This window comes from Spirosoma utsteinense (assembly GCF_014282275.1).
GTDB lineage: Bacteria > Bacteroidota > Bacteroidia > Cytophagales > Spirosomataceae > Spirosoma > Spirosoma utsteinense.
The window spans coordinates 1-18,723 of the sequence record NZ_VFIA01000041.1; the positions used below are offsets into that span (position 1 = coordinate 1).

At 51.7% G+C, this 18,723-nt stretch carries 17 protein-coding genes and 1 pseudogene; 9 read left to right on the forward strand and 9 right to left on the reverse strand.

Annotated elements, in window-relative coordinates; translation table 11 throughout:
- Nucleotides 1-84 precede the first annotated feature (84 nt).
- Nucleotides 85-522: a winged helix-turn-helix domain-containing protein gene (locus FH603_RS23025; RefSeq protein ID WP_186740550.1), complete on the reverse strand. Its 438-nt coding sequence runs from the start codon at nt 520-522 to the stop codon at nt 85-87.
- 300 nt (nt 523-822) lie between these two features.
- Between FH603_RS23025 and FH603_RS23030 the strand changes: the two genes are divergently transcribed.
- Nucleotides 823-1,560: a hypothetical protein gene (locus FH603_RS23030; protein WP_186740552.1), complete on the forward strand. Its 738-nt coding sequence runs from the start codon at nt 823-825 to the stop codon at nt 1,558-1,560.
- 238 nt (nt 1,561-1,798) lie between these two features.
- Here the strand turns inward: FH603_RS23030 and FH603_RS28655 are convergent, their stop codons facing one another.
- Both FH603_RS28655 and FH603_RS28660 read right to left on the reverse strand, forming a co-directional pair.
- The gene (locus FH603_RS28655) at nt 1,799-2,125 is read right to left on the reverse strand and encodes an IS110 family transposase (RefSeq protein ID WP_235985554.1); all 327 of its coding nucleotides are present in this window, start codon (nt 2,123-2,125) and stop codon (nt 1,799-1,801) included.
- On the reverse strand, nt 2,028-2,294 hold the full coding sequence (locus FH603_RS28660) for a hypothetical protein (RefSeq protein ID WP_235985549.1): 267 nt from the start codon (nt 2,292-2,294) through the stop codon (nt 2,028-2,030). Before FH603_RS28660 ends, FH603_RS28655 begins: the two co-directional genes overlap by 98 nt.
- A gap of 289 nt (nt 2,295-2,583) precedes the next feature.
- On the opposite strand from FH603_RS28660, the gene FH603_RS28665 reads away from it, so the two are divergent.
- The 4 genes and pseudogenes from FH603_RS28665 (at nt 2,584) to FH603_RS28675 (ending at nt 3,654) form a co-directional block, all read left to right on the forward strand.
- Nucleotides 2,584-2,817, forward strand: coding sequence for an IS110 family transposase (locus FH603_RS28665; protein WP_235985550.1), 234 nt, complete (start codon nt 2,584-2,586; stop codon nt 2,815-2,817).
- 122 nt (nt 2,818-2,939) lie between these two features.
- A pseudogene (locus FH603_RS29145) lies at nt 2,940-2,999 on the forward strand (hypothetical protein); the annotation flags it as partial.
- 63 nt (nt 3,000-3,062) lie between these two features.
- Nucleotides 3,063-3,392: a transposase gene (locus FH603_RS28670; protein WP_235985551.1), complete on the forward strand. Its 330-nt coding sequence runs from the start codon at nt 3,063-3,065 to the stop codon at nt 3,390-3,392.
- On the forward strand, nt 3,316-3,654 hold the full coding sequence (locus FH603_RS28675) for a transposase (protein WP_342355222.1): 339 nt from the start codon (nt 3,316-3,318) through the stop codon (nt 3,652-3,654). The genes FH603_RS28670 and FH603_RS28675 overlap by 77 nt, the downstream gene beginning before the upstream one ends.
- A 537-nt stretch (nt 3,655-4,191) precedes the next feature.
- Here the strand turns inward: FH603_RS28675 and FH603_RS23045 are convergent.
- From FH603_RS23045 to parS, 3 genes are all read right to left on the reverse strand, one after another.
- Nucleotides 4,192-5,208 carry a zinc-binding alcohol dehydrogenase family protein gene (locus FH603_RS23045; RefSeq protein ID WP_186740554.1) on the reverse strand — a complete coding sequence of 339 codons (1,017 nt, stop codon included), beginning with the start codon at nt 5,206-5,208 and terminating at the stop codon, nt 4,192-4,194.
- 287 nt (nt 5,209-5,495) lie between these two features.
- Nucleotides 5,496-6,002, reverse strand: a complete 507-nt coding sequence (locus FH603_RS23050; RefSeq protein WP_186740556.1) for an RES family NAD+ phosphorylase — start codon at nt 6,000-6,002, stop codon at nt 5,496-5,498.
- Nucleotides 6,003-6,014: 12 nt separating this feature from the next.
- Nucleotides 6,015-6,425, reverse strand: a complete 411-nt coding sequence (parS, locus tag FH603_RS23055; protein WP_186740558.1) for a type II RES/Xre toxin-antitoxin system antitoxin — start codon at nt 6,423-6,425, stop codon at nt 6,015-6,017.
- 146 nt (nt 6,426-6,571) lie between these two features.
- Between parS and FH603_RS23060 the strand changes: the two genes are divergently transcribed.
- Nucleotides 6,572-8,551 carry a glycoside hydrolase family 127 protein gene (locus tag FH603_RS23060; protein ID WP_186740560.1) on the forward strand — a complete coding sequence of 660 codons (1,980 nt, stop codon included), beginning with the start codon at nt 6,572-6,574 and terminating at the stop codon, nt 8,549-8,551.
- A 178-nt stretch (nt 8,552-8,729) separates the two neighbouring features.
- Here FH603_RS23060 and treF read toward each other — a convergent pair whose 3' ends face one another.
- On the reverse strand, nt 8,730-10,337 hold the full coding sequence (gene treF / locus FH603_RS23065; RefSeq protein ID WP_186740562.1) for an alpha,alpha-trehalase TreF: 1,608 nt from the start codon (nt 10,335-10,337) through the stop codon (nt 8,730-8,732).
- 216 nt (nt 10,338-10,553) lie between these two features.
- Here treF and FH603_RS23070 point away from each other — a divergent pair, with 216 nt between their 5' ends.
- Entirely contained in the window at nt 10,554-11,939 is a 1,386-nt protein-coding gene (locus FH603_RS23070) for a DUF4403 family protein (protein ID WP_186740564.1), read from the forward strand.
- 57 nt (nt 11,940-11,996) lie between these two features.
- Nucleotides 11,997-12,926, forward strand: coding sequence for a YihY/virulence factor BrkB family protein (locus FH603_RS23075; RefSeq protein ID WP_317171317.1), 930 nt, complete (start codon nt 11,997-11,999; stop codon nt 12,924-12,926).
- Nucleotides 12,927-12,944: 18 nt separating this feature from the next.
- On the opposite strand, the gene FH603_RS23080 is transcribed toward FH603_RS23075, so the two are convergent.
- Together FH603_RS23080 and FH603_RS23085 are read right to left on the reverse strand one after the other, a co-directional pair.
- On the reverse strand, nt 12,945-14,132 hold the full coding sequence (locus tag FH603_RS23080; protein ID WP_186740566.1) for a PepSY-associated TM helix domain-containing protein: 1,188 nt from the start codon (nt 14,130-14,132) through the stop codon (nt 12,945-12,947).
- A 51-nt stretch (nt 14,133-14,183) separates the two neighbouring features.
- Nucleotides 14,184-16,631, reverse strand: a complete 2,448-nt coding sequence (locus FH603_RS23085; protein ID WP_186740569.1) for a TonB-dependent receptor — start codon at nt 16,629-16,631, stop codon at nt 14,184-14,186.
- A gap of 478 nt (nt 16,632-17,109) precedes the next feature.
- Here FH603_RS23085 and FH603_RS23090 point away from each other — a divergent pair, with 478 nt between their 5' ends.
- Nucleotides 17,110-18,723, forward strand: coding sequence for a D-arabinono-1,4-lactone oxidase (locus FH603_RS23090; protein WP_186740571.1), 1,614 nt, complete (start codon nt 17,110-17,112; stop codon nt 18,721-18,723).

The window sequence follows — 18,723 nt, forward strand, 5'->3', positions numbered from 1 at the left end:
GTCCTCAATGCGGTTCGCAACAAGCTCATCCATCGGGTGTACGCGGTGGTGGAACGGGGTGAAAAATATGACAAAAATTATGTGTCACCACTTGCATAAACCATAGAAATCGGTCCGATGACGTGCTTGCTTTTGTGGCTTCTGTCGACTCCAGCCCGCTTTTTTCAATAATCGACCTACTTGAGAAGGGTCATAACTAACCCCAAACAGTTTTTTGATTACGTCATTCACCCGAGGCCGAGTCCAGACGGCTCCCGAAAATCCATGATGCTCAGCCCCTTTGTTGAGTTCAGCAAGCAGTTGGACGATTTGTTCATCGGTTAAACGACTATTTGGTCCGCTGGGCTTTCGCCAGGCTAAACCAGCCTGACCCTCTTGGCGATACTTTTTCAAAGTTCGACTGACCCAGCCCTCAGTAAGTCCTAGCGCTTGCGCAATTCTGGACTGCTTCCAGCCTTGGTCTTTCAATTCGGCACATCGCCGACGTAACAATTCGTAGTCAGATGGTTTGTATGTTGCCATACAGAACTAAAGAGGCAACCTTTACAAGCCTACTCACAGATCTATATTCAATAACCATTAAATCTCAAGACGCTATTATTAGACAAATAATGTGGAATCGAGATAGTTTCTTCCGAGATGGCTTAAACAATCAGGGACATGGCTTTTTCTACCATGATGGCGCGAATTAGCCAATATATGACGGTAATTCACCCGTAAGCTGGACAATGCCTTTTATTAAAATTCAATAATTAGGTGAGTTAAAACACGCATTATATTTATTTTGTATAATGCGTGTTTTAACTTATAAACATAAAAAAAATGAAAGAATTTTTTGTTCTCCTACTAACATTGATTCGCTTAAGCAACGCTTGCGGACAGTCGCCTATAAACGAAAAAAGTATACAAAAGCCCGAGTTTGGTGTTTTTATTTCTGGCAATCATCTATCAATGACAGTAAATCAATATGTGAATGATCAATATTTGATTTACAATAACTCTAAAGAGCAATACCAAGGGATGGAGGTTGGTACATTTACTCGGTATCAACTGACTACGCGGTTTAGGATTAAATCGACATTGTCCTATCTAAAAAACACGTATTTCATTCAGTTTAAAAACCTAAAAGCAGAAGAAGAAATAGCACAAGGTGCCAGTAGAGCTTGGATATTCTCGGGCCCTATTTATAGTTTTCAACGCATATCCTTGTCGCTCTCCGGTGAGTATTTAGTTCGAGAGCCATTTTATGTGCAAGCAGGGGTATTAGTATCTCGTCAGATTACGGACAAAGCTTATTCAAATAAAGACGAATCATTCTTTCAAAATCAATACAATCAAGCTGACCGAATACTCTATTCATATGCTGAAAGTTTTAAACAATTCAACACGAGTGGCCAAGTGGGAATTGGTGTAGACTTAAGACGGTTTGTGTTAGAAGCTAACTACGAAAGATCCATTTCCTATTTAAACGGCCCATTAAATGTGAATAAAGTATCTTTTAATGAGCCACAACATTTCAGTATTTGGAAAGTATCCGCTGGCTTTAGATTAAATAAGTGAAGCAGTTACAGCCCTGTCAATTAGCTTATAATAAAATCTATCTCTTTGTTAAGAAGGTGTTGGGGAATTATATTTGGGGTGTTGGTTTGATTCGTTGCAACATGATCTGAATGTTGGCTAAAAGCAGCCAACCAACCGAAGAAGATAGCGTATACTCATAGTCCTTGACAATCCGCCGGAAAAACGGGGGCGCCCGTGCGCTTGGTCCACGCAATGCTGCCGCACCGATTTCTATGATCTATGCAAGCCCTGAGACATAAGTTTTGTCATACTTTTCCTTTCGCCTAACCACTGCGTACACTCGGTGAATGAGCTTGTTTCGGATAGCATTTAATACCAGCATTTTGTTCTTGCCTTCGGCCACTTTACGTTGGTAATAGGTACGCAGTTCGCCTTCCTTTCGTATACATGACATTGCTCCTAGATGGAACAGCGCCTTCAAGCGTTTCCTGGCTTGATGACTAACTCTAGTCTTGCCCCGGATACTTGTTCCTGAGCGGTACTCGAACGGGGCAACCCCTGCGTGGCAATCGGACGGCCGAAGCCGCCATTTGTTTGGGGTCAGTAATCGTTGTCATCTCGTTCGTCACGACAATGATTTCCGTGGCGGTTGTCGAGCCGATGCCAGGTACTGAAACAATCCAGTCAAAGAGTTCTTTGAGCCGACCACCGTTCTGAATAAGTCCGTTGATCTGCTGCTCAATGGCCTTCTGTTCGTCCTTGAGGGCGATCAATGACTTACGGGAGCTGCCGCACCGGCCTTTAGGTTTGAGTGCCGGTAAGATTCCAGGATTTGGTAGCTTTCCGTGATGATAAAACAGAGCGGGCTACCCTATCGCTCGGCAAGGCTTCCGACCTATGGTCCGAGTGGTCCGCCACCGCGGTTAGGACCCGCTCTTTTCTGACTTGCAAAGGTTCGTATAGAAATGTGGGACACTAGGCGGCATCGGCCGTCCGACCGTTAGCAAGGTATTGAACAGCAAGGCAAGTCGTTTTTTACGTACCCCTAAACTACTATTCGTTATGGACATTCGCTACTTCGTCGGTGTCGATATTGCCAAAGCCACTCTGGATTGGGCTGTTTACGACGGTAAGAAAATAGTACTGCAAACCAATACACCTAACACCATCGCCGGCATCAAGACCGCCTTACGGCTCTTGAAAACGCTGCCTGACTGGAACCCCAAGCAAGCTGTTTTCTGCATGGAGCATACGGCACCGGCCGCCCGGCGGCATCTACAAGGCCCACTTGCTTGATTTTCTTCACAAACTTCGCTTCCCCATTTGGTTAGAATCTTCCTTACAAATTAAGAAAGCCGCGGGGCGCCCCGTGGCGTGGTCTGCAACGGGGTAAGACTGACTCAATTGACGCTCAGCGTATTGCTGAGTATGCTTTTCGCTTCCGTGATCAGCTTCGGTTATGGGAACCACCCCGCCCGGTCGTTCAAAAGTTAGCTCTGTTAAGTGCTGCTCGTCAGCGGCTTATCAGTGTTTACAACCAGTTGGCTGGCCCTTTAGCCGAACAACAGGGCTTTATCGACCCAATTCTGCAAAAGCAAGTCAGCAAGAGCTGTCAAGCATCATTAACTGCCCTGGAGAAAGATCGGAAGGCAATTGAGAAAGCTATCGACCTACTCATCGAATCTGATCCCCGGTTGAGTCAACTTTTTGAACTGGTTACCTCGGTTCCTGGCATCGGCACGGCTACCGCTACGGAGATCGTCATCGCCACTAATGAAATGAAAACCATATCTGATCCTAAAAAGATGGCGGCTTCGGCCGTCCGATTGCCACGCTGGAGTTGCTCCCTTCAATTATCAGTCAGGCAGTAGCGTCCGAGGTCGCCCCGGTGTGAGTCAACACGCCCGCAAACGGTTGAAATCGTTGTTCCATCTGGGCGCGATGGCAGCTATTCGAGCAAGGGGCGAATTGCAGGATTACTACCAGCCGGTCCGCCGGTGCGGCAAAGTCAAAGAGGGCAAGAACAAAATGCTCGTCTTGAACGCGGTTCGCAATAAACTCATCCATCGGGTATACGCAGTGGTGGCACGGGGTGAAAAATATGACAAAAGTTATGTGTCACCACTTGCATAAACCATAGAAATCCGTGCGATTAGTTTTGGTCCGTCAGTCAATCGAACCTGCCTTCACTCAACCGGCAGCGGCCGACCGCCTTGTAATGGGCCGCGAACCCGTTTTTCTATCTGAGTCGATGCAAGTTCATCAGAGTGGGGACCTGAATCGGAGCATAGGTCTTTCCTCGGCGACCCGTTAGGTTAGCCCCACTCTGGTTGACTGCTGGCAAGCTACCAATTCTTGGTTTCTTACAAGCCCTCAAACCTAAAGGGCGCCCCGGTCAATGTAAGAGTTCTCCTCAGGTATGGACTTGCAACGGTATACTCCTTCTGCGTGGGACAACTCGACCGGTAAGCCGGGGCGGGCCATCCGCTTGAAGGCCTCGTCAACAAAACACGGTCCGCCGAGCGGTCTTTTCTTCATGGGAACTTTCGGGTTTCCCCCCAAATGTGCTTAAAATCCGTCTCCAGTCAAATGCAGCAAGTCCAGGTGTTTTCGACTCGGGCAAAATCCGGTCGGTAATGAGTTGCACAAAAAGACCACCCAATTAGCAACTCAGGGAAGCGTTATCAGGGCTTTTATAACCCCAGTTGCCGGGTCGAGCCATTTCTCAAACTCGATACTTGCGTGGTCAAACTCGACTTTATGTGTGATGTAGGAGGCTGGTTTGATCGTACCCTGTTGAATACAAGCCATGACCTGATCAAAATCGACTGTTGTGGCGTTGCGGCTGCTCATCAGGGTAGCTTCCCGTTTATGGAATTCCGGGTGGCTAAACCGGATGGCTTCTTTCTGTAAACCCACCAATACATAGCGCCCGCCATGGGCCAAATAGGTAAATCCCTGTTCGATTGCCGCCAGGTTTCCGGTTGCATCGATCACCACGGTGGGCATATCCCCGTTCGTAATGGCTTTTAGTTGCTCCAGAACCCCACCGTCTTTTGCGTTGACCGTATACGGGACATGTAACTGGTGTTGGCAAAAGGCAAGCCGGTTGCTATTCATGTCCATTGCAATAACCGTTGCTCCGGCAATTTGGGCAAACTCCATCACGCCCAATCCGATGGGGCCGGCACCAATGACCAGAACGATTTCGCCAGGTTGAATACCCGCCCGGCGTACACCATGAGCGCCAATGGCCAACGGTTCTACCAGGGCTAGCTCGTCGAAGCTCAGCCCATTCCCATGCCGAAGGGAATAAGCGGGCACTGACAGGTATTCGGCCATGCCTCCATCGATGTGAACACCACAAACCTGCATCGATTCGCAGCAGTTGGTTTTACCCGCCCGGCAGGCTATACAATGACCGCAATGAAAATAAGGTATGATCGTCACCGGATCGCCAATGCTGAACGTCGACGATTTGTCAATGTCAACCAGTTCTCCGGCTAGTTCGTGTCCTAGAACGCGTGGATAGGTAAAATACGGTTGACTCCCTTCGAAAGCATGCAGATCGGTACCGCAGATACCAATGCGCTTGATTCGAATAATGGCTGATGCTGGCTGTAAACTGGGCAGCACGTCTTGTTGATAGGCTAATTGCCGCGGGGCCATGCAGGCTAATTTCTTCATACGATTTTGTTGCTATCTATACGACGATTTTCACGCCTTGCTTACGAAGTCCTGCTCTTTGCACGAATAGAGCCGCCTTTAGAGAACGAAATATGGGTACAGGGCAGACATTGCTTCAGTTGAAGCACAAAGTACCAGGAATTTCAGCTCTTTATTAACGATGAATTTAGCAAGATAGCAAGCTATTTTGACGCCTTTCGGGTCTAACTACTAGAAGAAAGTGCCTGATGCATCGTTTCTGGCTTTATCCTTTTGTATTACTCCGCGTCCTGGTCAGTGGAGCGGTGTCAGGTTGGCGATTGATCAATTGGTGGAGAATCGGCGTCCTGCCAGAGTCGGTGTTCTATAGGGAACGGTTCCTGATGCGCAACCCGGATCAGGCCAAAGTCCGGGTGGGCCGGATGGAGCAGGTAGTTGAAGGACATGGGCACGACAACCGACGGAACAGCGGCTACCAGCGTAGCAGGCCGGATAAGCCAGTCGCGCAGAATCCACTGGCTTCGTTCGTAGCTTTCATCGGACCAGTAGGGCGGTAGCTGCTCCGGTAAATAGGTAGTTGCCAGTTCGGCATCGCCCGGAATTTCCAGCGTGAATAGCACCAGCTTTGGCAGCTTTTCATACCGGACGCGGGGCTGGTGTACCAACGACTCAACCAGCGCCAGGGCGGGTGACGAGGTCGTGTAGAGTAACGGAAACCCTTTTGGATTCCAGCGACCGCCAAACAGCCGGGCACCTTCCGTAGCCAACGGTTCCTGGCTGTATTTCGCTTTTACGGTTCGGTAAACAGTGAGCATCCTGGTCGGACATTAACCAACAATGCCATGTTCGATGCGGCCCAGTACATCGTCGACGAGACCAAACCCGGTCGTAGTGTCGAGCAGGTATAGGGGCGGCTGGCTGTTGAGTTCCCGGATGGGTGAACGGAGCCATTCGGTCAGGGTCTGGCTGTCGTTGTCGAAGACATCCAGTCCATGCCGGAGCAGGTTGGTGAGCAGTAGGAGCCGTTCTGAGGCATCCCGGGCCAGTTTCTCGTCGGGTTTGAGCCGGTGCAGATTGCGGACCGACATATTGAGGATTCGTGCCAGCTCGATATCGGTCAGGCTGGCCAGTCCCGCTACCCGATCCGCTTCGGAACGCAGCACACCCTGCCGCGACTTATCGATGACCGTATAAGGTGCGTAAATAGCCTGTTGAGCGGGAAGGGTTGCGTATGCCATACTGAATCGTGCCTTTTTTCACTAGCACAACGGCAATATGCCGAATCTGGTTCAGTTTTACAAATCAGGTTGCTACCACCCGCTTTTACCGGCTGCGTATAAATGGTCGATGGGTGGCTTTATCAGCTAACCAATCACCGGACAACATGAAAACAATCTCGAACGCTATACCCTGCCTGGTCGCTCTCGTTAGTATAGCTGTGCTGCCGGGCCATGCCCAGTTACTCGTTCAGCGGTTCGAGCCGGTCGGGTTTTCGCAGGTAACGATCACCGACCGGTTCTGGAAACCCAAACTGGACAAAGTAGCCACGGCCACGCTTCGGGCCTGCATCGTGCAGACGGAGGAGAAAACTGGACGCATCCGTAATTTCGAAAAGGTAGCCCGCCACCAGAACGAGAAGCACGAAGGCATTTATTATGACGATAGCGACGTGTACAAGGCCCTCGAAGCCATGGCTTATTCGCTGAAAAATCATCCTGATCCAGCCATCGAGCAAAAGGCCGACGCCTGGATCGACAAGATTGCTGCGGCTCAACTGCCCGATGGCTACCTGAACACGTATTATACGCTGACTGGTCTGGACAAACGCTGGACCGACATGGAGAAACACGAGGACTACTGTGCCGGTCACTTGTTCGAAGCCGCCGTTGCCTATTACAACACGACCGGGAAACGCAGGTTGCTCGATGTGGCGATTCGATTTGCGGACCATATCGACTCCACGTTCCGGCTCCAGAACCGCCATTGGGTGAGTGGCCATCAGGAGATCGAACTGGCGCTGATGCGGTTGTACCACCTGACCAAACAGGACCGCTACCTGAAACTGGCCGACTGGTTTCTGGATCAGCGCGGGCACGGATTCGGGAAAGGCGTCATCTGGGACCAGTGGAAAAATCCGAAATACTGCCAGGACGACGTACCGGTGAAAGACCAGAAAGAGATCACCGGCCATGCCGTTCGGGCCATGTACCAGTATACCGGGGCTGCCGATGTGGCTGCGGCTACCAACGACGCCGGGTATATGAACGCGATGAAAACCGTTTGGGAAGACGTTGTTTACCGAAATATGTACCTGACGGGTGGCATTGGCTCCTCGGGTCAGAATGAAGGCTTTACCGAAGACTATGACTTGCCCAATGAATCGGCCTACTGCGAAACCTGTGCATCGGTCGGGATGGTGTTCTGGAACCAGCGGATGAACCTGCTCACGGGCGAAAGCAAATACATCGACATCCTCGAACGGAGTCTCTACAATGGCGCGCTGGATGGCCTGAGCCTGAGTGGCGACCGCTTCTTCTATGGCAATCCGCTGGCTTCGGCTGGCCAGTATGGGCGCAGCGAATGGTTCGGAACGGCCTGCTGCCCATCCAACATTGCCCGGCTGGTTGCTTCGCTGGGCGATTACATCTATGGCCGGTCTGAGCAGGGTATTTGGGTCAACCTGTTTGTGGCGGGTTCTACCACCATCAACATCGGTAAAACCGCCGTACCTGTGCAGCAGGAAACCAGTTATCCGTGGGCTGGTACTGTCCGGCTGCGCGTTGATCCTGCCAGGCCGGTCACCTATGCGCTGCACGTCAGAATTCCCGGATGGGCCAGAAACGTACCCGCTCCCGGTAGCCTGTACCGATTCAGGGATACGACGGCTACGGCAGCCGTCGAGATTTTGCTGAACGGGAAACCGGTGGTTTTTCGCGAGGAAAAAGGCTACGCGGTCATTGATCGGACATGGAAAAAGGGCGATATAGTCGAGATGAAACTGCCCATGGATGTCCGGCAGGTTGCTTCCCGCAAAGAGGTCACGAGTAATCAGGGTCGGGTGGCTTTGCAGCGGGGACCGCTGGTGTATTGCGTAGAAGGAGCCGATAACGCCGGGCGCGCCTGGAACATTGTCGTGCCGGACAGGGCAACGTTTTCTACCAAACCCTATCAGGTGCTCGATGAGCCGGTAGTAGCGATTCTGGCAAATGTATCGGTAGCTGAAGCCGCGCCCGATGGTCTGACAGTGCAGATGAAGCCCCGGACCATTACCGCCATTCCTTACTATGCCTGGGCCAATCGGGGCAAGAGTCCCATGCAGGTCTGGCTGCCGGGTCGGATAAAGGCGGTAAAACTGACGGAGTGATCGTTACTCTCTCCGACGCGTTCAGCGCGGAGGAGATGGCGGTCAGCCTAAAAACAATGCCCAACGTTCACGTTGGGCATTGTAAGAACTACTGTGATTAAACCCATTAATCGGGGCATATACGTTTTATATTATTTATTAGATTGGCGATAGAGTAACATTTTTGTAAAATTTTAGCTTATTCTTCGTTTAACAAGCGTAATAATACACCATTTGTCCAGCCAAAGCCATCCTGATTTGGATACTCACCCCCTTTGGCAGAAGCTGTGCTGATCACATCATATTTCTCGACCATCTTGCCCGACGCTTTATAAACACGCAGGTTCTCGGTTACCCAGTTCAGCTTAATCTGATTGGCCAGCTCGGTTTGTTTGTAATTACGCAATCCCTGAATAGCCATCCACTGTAAGGGTGCCCACCCGTTGGGGGAGTCCCATTGCTCGCCCGTACGTACGAGGGTGGTGGTCAGGCCACCTGGCTTTAAAAAATCCTTTTTCAGAATTTGCCCGACTGCTTTTGCCTGTTCGGGCGTAGCGATATTCATGAACAGGGGGAAAGCAGCGGCCAGGGAATAAACAGCTGCGGGTTGTTGCGCAACGAAGTCATAATCGAAAAAGAACTGTCGTTTGGCGTTCCAGCAGTAGCGCAGAATGGCATCGCTACGTTGCTGCGCCAATTGCTGATACAAGGTTGCCTGCGCCTGATCGCCCTTCAGGCGGTACCCGTCGGCCAGTGTCCGTTCCAGGTTAACAAGCAGGCAATTCAGGTCGACCGGAATAAAATCGGTGGTGTGGATGGTTCGCAGATTTTTACCGTCCCGGAACCACCGGCTGCTAAAATCCCAGCCCGACTCTGCCCCGGCCCGGATATGGCGATAGAGCGTTTTGGGATCGTTGGTGTTGCGGGCCAATCGCACATCTTCTTTGTAGGATTCCGGGCGGGGGGTGTCTTTGTCGTCATAGTAGCGATTCAGGTACACGCCACTGGCCAGCTGCACAACGCGCCGGTAAGCTGGCTTCTGTGGGGTTAGTGTTGCTTTACCATCCATCCAGAAATTATATTCTTTTTGTAACGAAGGCAGGTACTGAAGCAGTACTTCACGCTCCTGCTTCTCACTCAGCAGGTTCACCATGAGCGAGAAAAACGGCGGTTGCGACCGGCCCAGAAAATAGGTTCGGTTCCCGTTGGGAATGAAACCGAAGGTATTGATGAGGTAAGCAAAATTGTCGACCATATTGCGGATCTGGGGCATACGGTTCGAGGCCTGCAACCCCAGCATGGTGAAGTAACTGTCCCAGTAATAAATCTCGCCAAAACGACCACCGGGCACGATGTAAGGCTTTGTCAGGGGAATAAGCGAACCCATCTGGCCCGTGCCTTTCGATCTTGTATCGGCGGGCCGGGTCAGAACAGGCCATAGATCGATCAGGTGCTGCCGGGCCGATTGGCTGGCCTTGCTGGTGTAACCCGAAGCAGGCGTGACGGGTAACGCAAAATTCTCAGCTACGAAGGCTTTGAGGTCAAAGTCGCGACGAACGCGGGCTTTTTCATAAGCGGCCAGAATACGGGCCGGGGCCAGCTTTGGGGTGCAGTCAGCGAATGTTTTCGAATCGGGAAAGATCGCCTTAAGCTGAACGTCTTCAAATAGTTTCCCGAACTGCTGGTCGGGGCCAGCCAGTGACTGCTTTTCAGGTGCCGATTGGGTAGCTGGTTTTTGCGCCGAAACGGGCGACAGGCTGGTCAAAGCCAGGCTGGAAATGAAAAGGAAATGCGTTATATGCTTCATGTAACTTTGTTTTGGGAATAAGGCGTGGTGGTTCAGCACATGATCGGGGGTAATAGTCTACCTGCAAGTTGCACAATTTGTTTCTACGCCTGGCGTCGGGCCAGCCGAAGAACAAAGAGGTCACGACCCCACCCGGATTGGCAAGAGACCGGGTCCCGAATAACTATCCGGAACGAAGCCGGTTATCCAGATACGCCGTTTGCTCGCCAATATTAAATGAAAACACTATCATTCGCGCCGTTTCTCCTCTGCCTGATTCCTATACTTACGTTTACACAGTGCCGGAACGTTGACCCGAAATCGCCGAAAGCAGAAGGATTCGACCCGCCCATTCCATCGCCCGTTTCCTACCTGGCAGGCCCGATTACGTTTCAGCTCCGGGACCTGGAAGGTAAAATCAACCAGGAACTTGATCCCGTTCTGATTGGTAAAGGCTCATCGTCGGGCAGGATTGGGGGGGCGTTTCCGTTTCGGGTAACGCGATCGGGTCGTGTTCGTATTCAGTATGTCAACCAGCAGGTTCGGTTTTCGACTCCGTTGCAATTGTGGATAGTCAGGCCCTTCAGCCAGTCGAAAACCATCGAAGGAAAACCATTCTGCTCGCTACAGATTAACTTTCAGAGTCCGCTCAACGTGACGCCCGATTGGCGGCTGGCCAGTCAGGTCAGGTTTATCGATTACAACTGGGTCATCAAGCCTGAAATTCGGGTGTTGGGCAGGGAAATATCACTGGAAAACCTCATTCGTAAGCTGCTCGAGAATTACCAGCCAGCTATTGAATCAGCCATTGATGGTGCTGTTGGGAAGCAGCTGAGACTCGATCAGCTGATAACGCCGGTATGGATGGATCTTCAGAAGCCATTGCTTCTCGACCGGCAGTATGGCCTTTGGCTGCTGCCCAAACCGATGGCTATAGAGTCCAGCCCGATCAGCGGAAATGCCCGGCAGCTAACGACTCATATACGCATTGCCCTGAAAAGTGAGACAGTCCTGAGCGACAGACAGCCACCCTACAAGCCTACGCCATTACCGACGTTACAAAAGCGGGACCAGATTGAAGAAACGTCGGACCTGCAACTGATGAGTTTTATTCCCTACACCGACATTAACCGGGTGCTGGATCGTACATTCAACAAAAAGTCAACGAAGCTGGCTTTTGGGGCCCTTACCATCAAAAAAACATCGGTATACGGCGGTCAGAACTCCCTGATCGTTAAGGCGGAAGTAAGCGGCCTGCTCGATGGAACCGTTTACCTGCGGGGCCGTCCCGCCTTTGATACGGTCACGAACACCTTAGGAGTGAAGAATCTGGATTTCGACGCACAAACGAACGATGTAGTACCAAACCTGATGGGCTGGCTAATTCATGATAGCCTTATCAAGGTAATCGGCAAATTGGTAACGTTACCGCTCGGCAATGAAATTGCCCAGTTGCCGACAACGATCAACGAAGCGCTCAAGAAAGGGGAGGCCGGTAAAAAAGTAGAACTCAACATACAGGATTTCCGGTTTACACCGAAGACGATCGCTATAAGGCCCGATGGCCTGCAAACGCTGATCCGGGTGCAGTCGAAACTAGGTGTCAACATCAAGAAATTATAAGTGCCGGCCGGTGTGGTTTCGCCTTTTGTCCGCCCGTGTCATCCAATCTGATCTATTGTGAAAAAAGTCGTTCCCATACTCCGCCTGGCCGCTCAGGCTTTCGCTAATCTGAAGGCGAATGATCCGATACGTATGGCCGCGGCAACAGCGTTCTTTTCCTTCTTTGCGTTGCCGCCCATTGTTATCATTCTGAGCCAGCTATACGGTGAGCTGCTTACCGGGGAGGATGAACGGGTGAGTGTGCAGCTGTTCAAAAAACTGGCCGAACTTTTCGGCTACCAGGGTGCCCGTCAGTTGCAGGATATCTCGAAACACCTGCAGGAGCCCCGCTCAAACAGCTTGCTGACCATCCTGAGCGTAGTACTCTTGCTGACGGCCTCTACCACCCTGTTCGCCATCATAAAAGGGTCGTTGAATCAACTCTGGAATGTGAAGCCCTCCAACGACCGTCGGGTCTGGTATGTGCTGCTCGATAAAGGGATTGCGCTGGGTATCATTGCTTTCGCGGGCCTTCTGGTAACCGCTTCCCTAACGATCCATCAGGCGTTGGCACCCTTCATGAACCACTCGTTTCTGAACGCGGCAAACCTGCTGTGGTCGCTGGATGCGGGCAATCACGCCCTATCGATACTGCTGCTGACAGCCTGGTTTGCCAGTGTGTTCAAGTACCTTCCCGATATTCGTATTTCCTGGCAGGCGGTTTGGGTGGGGGCGCTGGTTACGGCCGTGCTGGTCGAGATAGGGGAGCAGGTGCTGGATCGGCTGTTGATAAAGAGCCCTGTCAGTTCCCTGTATGGAACGTCGGGGGCAATTATTCTGATTCTGCTATTCGTCTTTTACTCAGCGCTGATCTTTTACTATGGGGCTGCTTTTACCCGCCAGTATGCGCAATGGATTCATCTGGATGTAGGGCCCGCAGCCAATGCTGTCTCGTATGAGATCAACGAAGTAAACAAGGAGCCGGACTCAGCTGCCGGGTCTGATTGAGTCGTTTGTCAGCGCCCCTTATTTCATTACCTGCACCTTGTCCCGGTAGGCTGCAACGGACATTGACCGGACATGCCTTGCTGGACGGTTTTTTGACTTTTTTCGTCGTCCCCACCAGAGCAGGAACCCCGTTACGGGTAAACTGGCCGAGACCAGGCTGGCCAGAAAGGCCATGATTTTACCGGGTAATCCTGAAATAGCCCCAATATGTACGTCGTAGTTGAGCCGGGCAATTTTGTTGGCCATCGTCGTTGTTTCGTCGAAGCGACCGTATACATGGTTAACCGGCAATTCCTTCATGGTGTACTGGTCGTAATACCGGTAATCGGTTTTCCAGAGGGTGGCAGCCGTTGGGTTGGTCGTGATAGCAATGGACGCCGTTTTCGTCTCGGGAAAATGAACCTCCATTGTTTCGACAGCAGGCTTCGTGGCGGTTGTCTGTTGCCATAAGCGGTCGATGATGGGTGAGCCCGGGGTCAGCGTGGTGGTGGGCAGGACCGATGCCGGTTCGTAATACGCCTGTAATTCCTTGCCGCCCGATGTGGCCCAGTACGCCGATTTGGCGAACCATTGAAATCCCCACACCAAACCAGTACCAGCCATAATCAGAGCGATGGATGCGGCATAGAAGCCCAGCACATTATGCAGGTCGTAATTACGCCGTCGCCAGGGGGACTTCCATTTCACGGAAAACCGCTGTTTTCGGGCTCCCTTATGTTTAGGCCACCATAACACAATGCCTGTTATGAGCATAACCACAAAAATCAGCGTGGCTGAAGCCGCAATCGGTTGACCGATGGTGGGCGGGAGCCAGAGGTAATAATGCCCCTGTAAAACCTGATAGAAGAAATCGCTACTCATATCGCTGACTTCCAGAACATTGCCCGAATACGGATTGACGAATGCCAGGTAATAATAGGTGGGCTCGTAGTGGTAAAAGGTTAAGACAGCCGCTCGCCCGCCCGTGCGGTAGGTGACGCTGTGCAGATTTTTGCCCGGTAGAATCCGTTTGCCAATCGCTCCTAATGCCGACGGAGGAAGCAGGGGTTTGGCTTCTGTCTGCACATAGCGATAGGGTTGCGTAAAGTCTTCGATCTCCGTCTTGAACGCATACAGACAGCCCGTCAGGCTGATCACAAACACAACCAGCCCGGACGTGAGTCCGAGCCAGAGGTGTACCTTGCCAATTGCTTTTTTTAAGGTCATGTTAGAAAAGAAAAGGGCTGTATGTCAGCTTGTAATGTGTCTCTGCTTCGACTAAAACTTGTAGGCTGCGCTGGCAACGAAGCTGCGTAGTTTCTGGGGGTTCATGGTCGTATAACCGATCCAGTACCGCTCGTTCGTGAAGTTGTCGACTTTAGCTGAAAGCCGGAACTTGCGCTGTTCGTAGAAAGCCGAAGCATTCAGTATGGTGTAGGCAGGCAGGATAAAAACGCCCTGGCTGATGCTGTTCATAATTTTATTGTCGCTGGCATAGTTGCCGCCTACCCCAAAGCCAAGACCCTTGACAAGGTTGTCGGGCAGGCGATAGCTCAGCCACAGGTTTGCCAGATAAGGAGAAGAGGCTGTGCTGGGACGACGGCCATTCACATCGGCATCGGCCTTTGTCAGTCGGGAATCGTTATAGCTGAAACCAGCTACCGCGTTGAATCCTTTGAAAGGGTTGGCAATGATGTCGACCTCAATTCCTTTACTGAGCTGGGTGCCATCCTGCGTTTGAGCGAACCGGGCGGCAGCCAGCGGATTGGGGTCGGTGCGCAGGAGGTTCGATACATGAATATTGTAGTAGTTCACCGTAGCCGAAACTTTCCCGGAGCGCGTGCTCAGCTTAACGCCTGCTTCGAACTGGTTGGCCCGTTCCAGTTTGGCAATGCGCCGGGCTATGCTATCGGGAGCCGTAATGTCATAGGCGTTATAGGTACCCCGGTTGGTGAAGCTGTTCTGGTAATTGGCAAAGAGAGATACCTGATCGATAACGGGTTGAAAGACAAGGCCGAACTTAGGCGACAAAGCCGTTTGATCGAAGGAAGGAACCTCAGCACCTGCCAGACCTCCCTGGTTCTGGAAGTGGTCGACCCGCAAGGCCGCCAGCATGCTCAGGCGGTCGGTCAGGTTGAGTACGTCGGAGATAAAAGCACTGTAGGTATTGGACTTCGTCGTTATCGGATAGATAAACTGGGGTGGACCGGCAGCATACAGGGCCCGTAAACTGGTTCCGTTGAAGGTGCTGTAATCATAACCCGGCACGTTGAGGGGGACTGTGTCGAACACACTACCGAAAAAATTCTGATTTGAATTGATGCGCAGATAATCCAGTCCGATAACGATTCGGTTTCTGAGCGAACCCAGCCGGAAATCGCCGTTGAAATTCTGCTGTACCTCAAACACCTCGTTGCGGCTGTTATTGGTCGACTGGTCGGCGCGGGCCAGGAAGTTACCACTAATGGCCGTTGGTTCCGGGTTGGCGACCGAGTTGGGTACCAGGTAGAAGTAGGGCGAAATCCCGTTCGAGTAGCTGTGACTGGACGTTACGTAGGTCGATGATGTAAACTGGGGCGAGATGCGGTAGTTTACCCGGCCAAACAGGTTCGTGCTCCGTGTTTTTTGCGAAAGGCCGCTCCCCATGTAGGAATTCCGATAGTCGAGATTCAGTTCATCGGCACGCGAAGCACCCAGTGCGGCTGCGGGATAATAGAAGAAGATAATCTGCTTCCCCACACTGCTTCCCTCCATGAGTTCGCCATCGAGGTGGATCGAAAGTCGGTTGTTCACTTGGAACGAGAGACTCGGTGCCAGAGCGAGGCTGCGGTTGAACCCCTGATTCTGAAAGTTATCTTCGTAATTGAAAGCCCCGTTCATCCGGAATAATATCGATTTTGCCGGGTTCAGCGGTGTGTTCACGTCGAGGCTCACCCGGTTGAAACCGTAGCTGCCACCCGCGTAGGACACTTCGCCACCGAATGTGTCATACGGTTTTTTGGTCACGCGGTTGATAAGGCCACCATAGGAGGTAAGCGCGCTGCCGAAGAGGGTAGCCGAAGGGCCCTTGATCACTTCCAGTTTCTCCAGGTTCACCACATCGATACTGCTCGTTACGTTACCGGCCAGCCCATTCCGAAGTTGGCTCTGAACGATAAAGCCCCGGGTATTGTAAAAACTGCCGCCATCACCGGCGCGGCCCGTGGCTTCCCACATCCGCTGGACACCGGGCGCATTGCGCATGGCGTCGTCGACCGAAAAGACCAATTGTTCGGTAAGAAGCTCTTTGCCAATGGTATTGTATACCTGCGGGTTTTCCAGATTTTTCAGCGGCATACGGGAAACATAGTCACTCTCCGAACGGACAAACCGATTCAACTGGCTACCGCTGACGTTAACCTCCTGCAACTGCTGTGCCGTCTCACTCAGTTCGATAGCTACCGTTGTAACCTCCCCCGGCAGAATATCGACAGGCTTTTCCAGCGTTTGCTGACCCACAAGTGAGATGAGCAGGCTGGAAGCACCAACCGGTATGTTTTTGATTGTAAACTGCCCTTGCTCATTGGTGATGGTTCCCCGGTTCGTGCTCTTTATCAGGACGTTGACATAAGGGGCTGGTTGTCCGTCGGCGGTGGTAACCTGACCGCGTACCGCCCCCTTTTGGGTTTGCGCACCAGCCGTCAGGGTGGTAAATACTATAAAAAACAGGGTACAAAAACGTTTCATGAAGCTTGTGTTCAATTGATATGATGTAGTGTAGTCGATTTAATGTCGTGAGGCTCACATAGCTAATCTCAACCGGCACACTAACTAGTTGCTATGGGATATACTTATCCGCTAGCGGTGGTGGAAAACTAATGGTGGTACAAACCTAGGGTCTATTTAGAATTCGTCCAAACAAATGAGAAGCTTATTTTTAAAGAATCTAAATAATGTTATTGCTATGATAGAAAATCTTTGAATACTACCAGTTTAGAAATGCCTTCGCCTACATTTTGGGGTTAAGGGTTTGGTGTGGACAGACCAGATAGCATCCAGTGAAAAACCGGTTACCCACGCCAGAGCAGTAAAGAGAATGGAATCAACAGCCGACAGACCTGTCGTTTAACCGCTGAAATAAGAGCTTCTAAAAAATTATTTATAAATGTTTGTTACCCAGTATATTGGTGCGATTTCTGTAAAATCATAAACTTCCTCTTAACTCATGTCTTCTATTAGTATCATTAAAACCTGTCAGATCGATGGGCTGACCTATTACCTGCCAGCCGAAGAAAACCAGCTGGCCGATCTGTTGCGCTACGCCAGAGCAAACGATCTAAAGGTAGCCGTTCGGGGGGCGGCCCACTCATTTCCGCTGATAGCGCAACAGGAAGCAGCCCCCAATTCGCTGTTCGTGACGCTGGCCCACCTCAACAAAGTAAACCTCGATAGCCAGACTGGACTGGTGAATGTTCAGGCGGGATGTCACCTTGGTTATGATCCCTTTGATCCACTCAAGCTGTCGACAATTGAGAATTCGCTGCTGTATCAGATCGATCCCATTCACCTGGATGGGCCGGAAAAAGGTCGCCGGACCAACCCGACAGGCTGGGCGCTGCCCGATCTGGGTGGTATCAGCCACCAGACCGTTGGGGGATTCATGGCTACCGGGTCCTCGGGCGGATCGGTACGCTATTCGTTCGAAGATGCGGTGAGGGCCGTCACCGTCATGCATCATGGTGTCGACGATGTGGAAATCAACACCTATACGCGGCCTCAACCCGACACTGACACCGACCCGTTCTACGCGCTGGCTTTCGCACACCGGGGACTATTGGGGGTTGTCCTATCGGTCGCGTTTCAGTGCGAACCGACCTACGACGTTACCGGTACTGAAGTTGTCAGCACCCCCACTACGTGTAGTATCGACCTGTTTGGGCCGGGCGACGACAAGCGGCTGGGTCTAGCCGATTTCTTCCGGGGCCTTCCCGATCCGGAGCAGCACCGGTCTGACTACAGCCGTCTGATCTGGTGGCCGCAGCCCGGCATGGAGCGAATGGTTGTCTGGCAGGCTCAACGAACCAGCCCTGCCGACGAAGACGCTTCATTTCCGCAGGAATACAAAGAAGTGCCTTACTATTTTGGCTCACCAACGCTCTCTACGCTGGGGGCCGACATGATTTTCACCGCACTAGGCCGCTGGCAAAGCTGGATCGCTGAATTTACGGTCGACCAGCCGCTGCTTCGCGTCCTGCTGCTGAAAGCGGGGCAGGAGTTACAGCCCAAAATTATGGAACACGTACTCGCCCTGTTTGTATCGCTTGACACCCCCCTGCAACGGTTTTCGGACGTGTGGTGGCAGCTACTGCCGATGGATAACCAGATGAGTGACCGCCTGTTTCCGGTCTGGTTCACCGAACTCTGGATACCCCTCGACAAGACCGAAGCGGTTATGAATACGCTCCGTGAATTTTATGCCGATGCCCAGCACCCCGAACGGGCAGGGACCTTTTGCTGCGAGATCTATGCGGCCCAAAAAAGCAACTTCTGGATGAGCCCTGCCTACCAGACAGATGTCATCCGGATCGACCTGTTCTGGTTTGCAGGTAATACCGATGGCACCCCCGAAGCTTATTACCAGCAGTTCTGGGCGTTACTGGCACCCTATGGTTACCGGCCTCACTGGGGTAAGTACCTGCCCGCAGCCAATAGTGAGCAGGGGGTCGATTACCTGCGAAACCTGTATCCGAAGTGGGATGACGTGATGGCCCTCCGGAGCGCGCGCGATCCGTATAATATATTCCTGACAGATTACTGGAAGCAGCATCTGGGTCTTTGA

What these genes read in the sequence shown, in the direction of transcription:
- FH603_RS23025 (WP_186740550.1), bottom strand. Translation starts at nt 522, where the DNA reads ATGGCAACATACAAACCATCTGACTACGAATTGTTACGTCGGCGATGT.
- FH603_RS23030 (WP_186740552.1), top strand. Translation starts at nt 823, where the DNA reads ATGAAAGAATTTTTTGTTCTCCTACTAACATTGATTCGCTTAAGCAAC.
- FH603_RS28665 (WP_235985550.1), top strand. Translation starts at nt 2,584, where the DNA reads ATGGACATTCGCTACTTCGTCGGTGTCGATATTGCCAAAGCCACTCTG.
- FH603_RS23045 (WP_186740554.1), bottom strand. Translation starts at nt 5,208, where the DNA reads ATGAAGAAATTAGCCTGCATGGCCCCGCGGCAATTAGCCTATCAACAA.
- FH603_RS23050 (WP_186740556.1), bottom strand. Translation starts at nt 6,002, where the DNA reads ATGCTCACTGTTTACCGAACCGTAAAAGCGAAATACAGCCAGGAACCG.
- parS (WP_186740558.1), bottom strand. Translation starts at nt 6,425, where the DNA reads ATGGCATACGCAACCCTTCCCGCTCAACAGGCTATTTACGCACCTTAT.
- FH603_RS23060 (WP_186740560.1), top strand. Translation starts at nt 6,572, where the DNA reads ATGAAAACAATCTCGAACGCTATACCCTGCCTGGTCGCTCTCGTTAGT.
- treF (WP_186740562.1), bottom strand. Translation starts at nt 10,337, where the DNA reads ATGAAGCATATAACGCATTTCCTTTTCATTTCCAGCCTGGCTTTGACC.
- FH603_RS23070 (WP_186740564.1), top strand. Translation starts at nt 10,554, where the DNA reads ATGAAAACACTATCATTCGCGCCGTTTCTCCTCTGCCTGATTCCTATA.
- FH603_RS23080 (WP_186740566.1), bottom strand. Translation starts at nt 14,132, where the DNA reads ATGACCTTAAAAAAAGCAATTGGCAAGGTACACCTCTGGCTCGGACTC.
- FH603_RS23085 (WP_186740569.1), bottom strand. Translation starts at nt 16,631, where the DNA reads ATGAAACGTTTTTGTACCCTGTTTTTTATAGTATTTACCACCCTGACG.
- FH603_RS23090 (WP_186740571.1), top strand. Translation starts at nt 17,110, where the DNA reads ATGTCTTCTATTAGTATCATTAAAACCTGTCAGATCGATGGGCTGACC.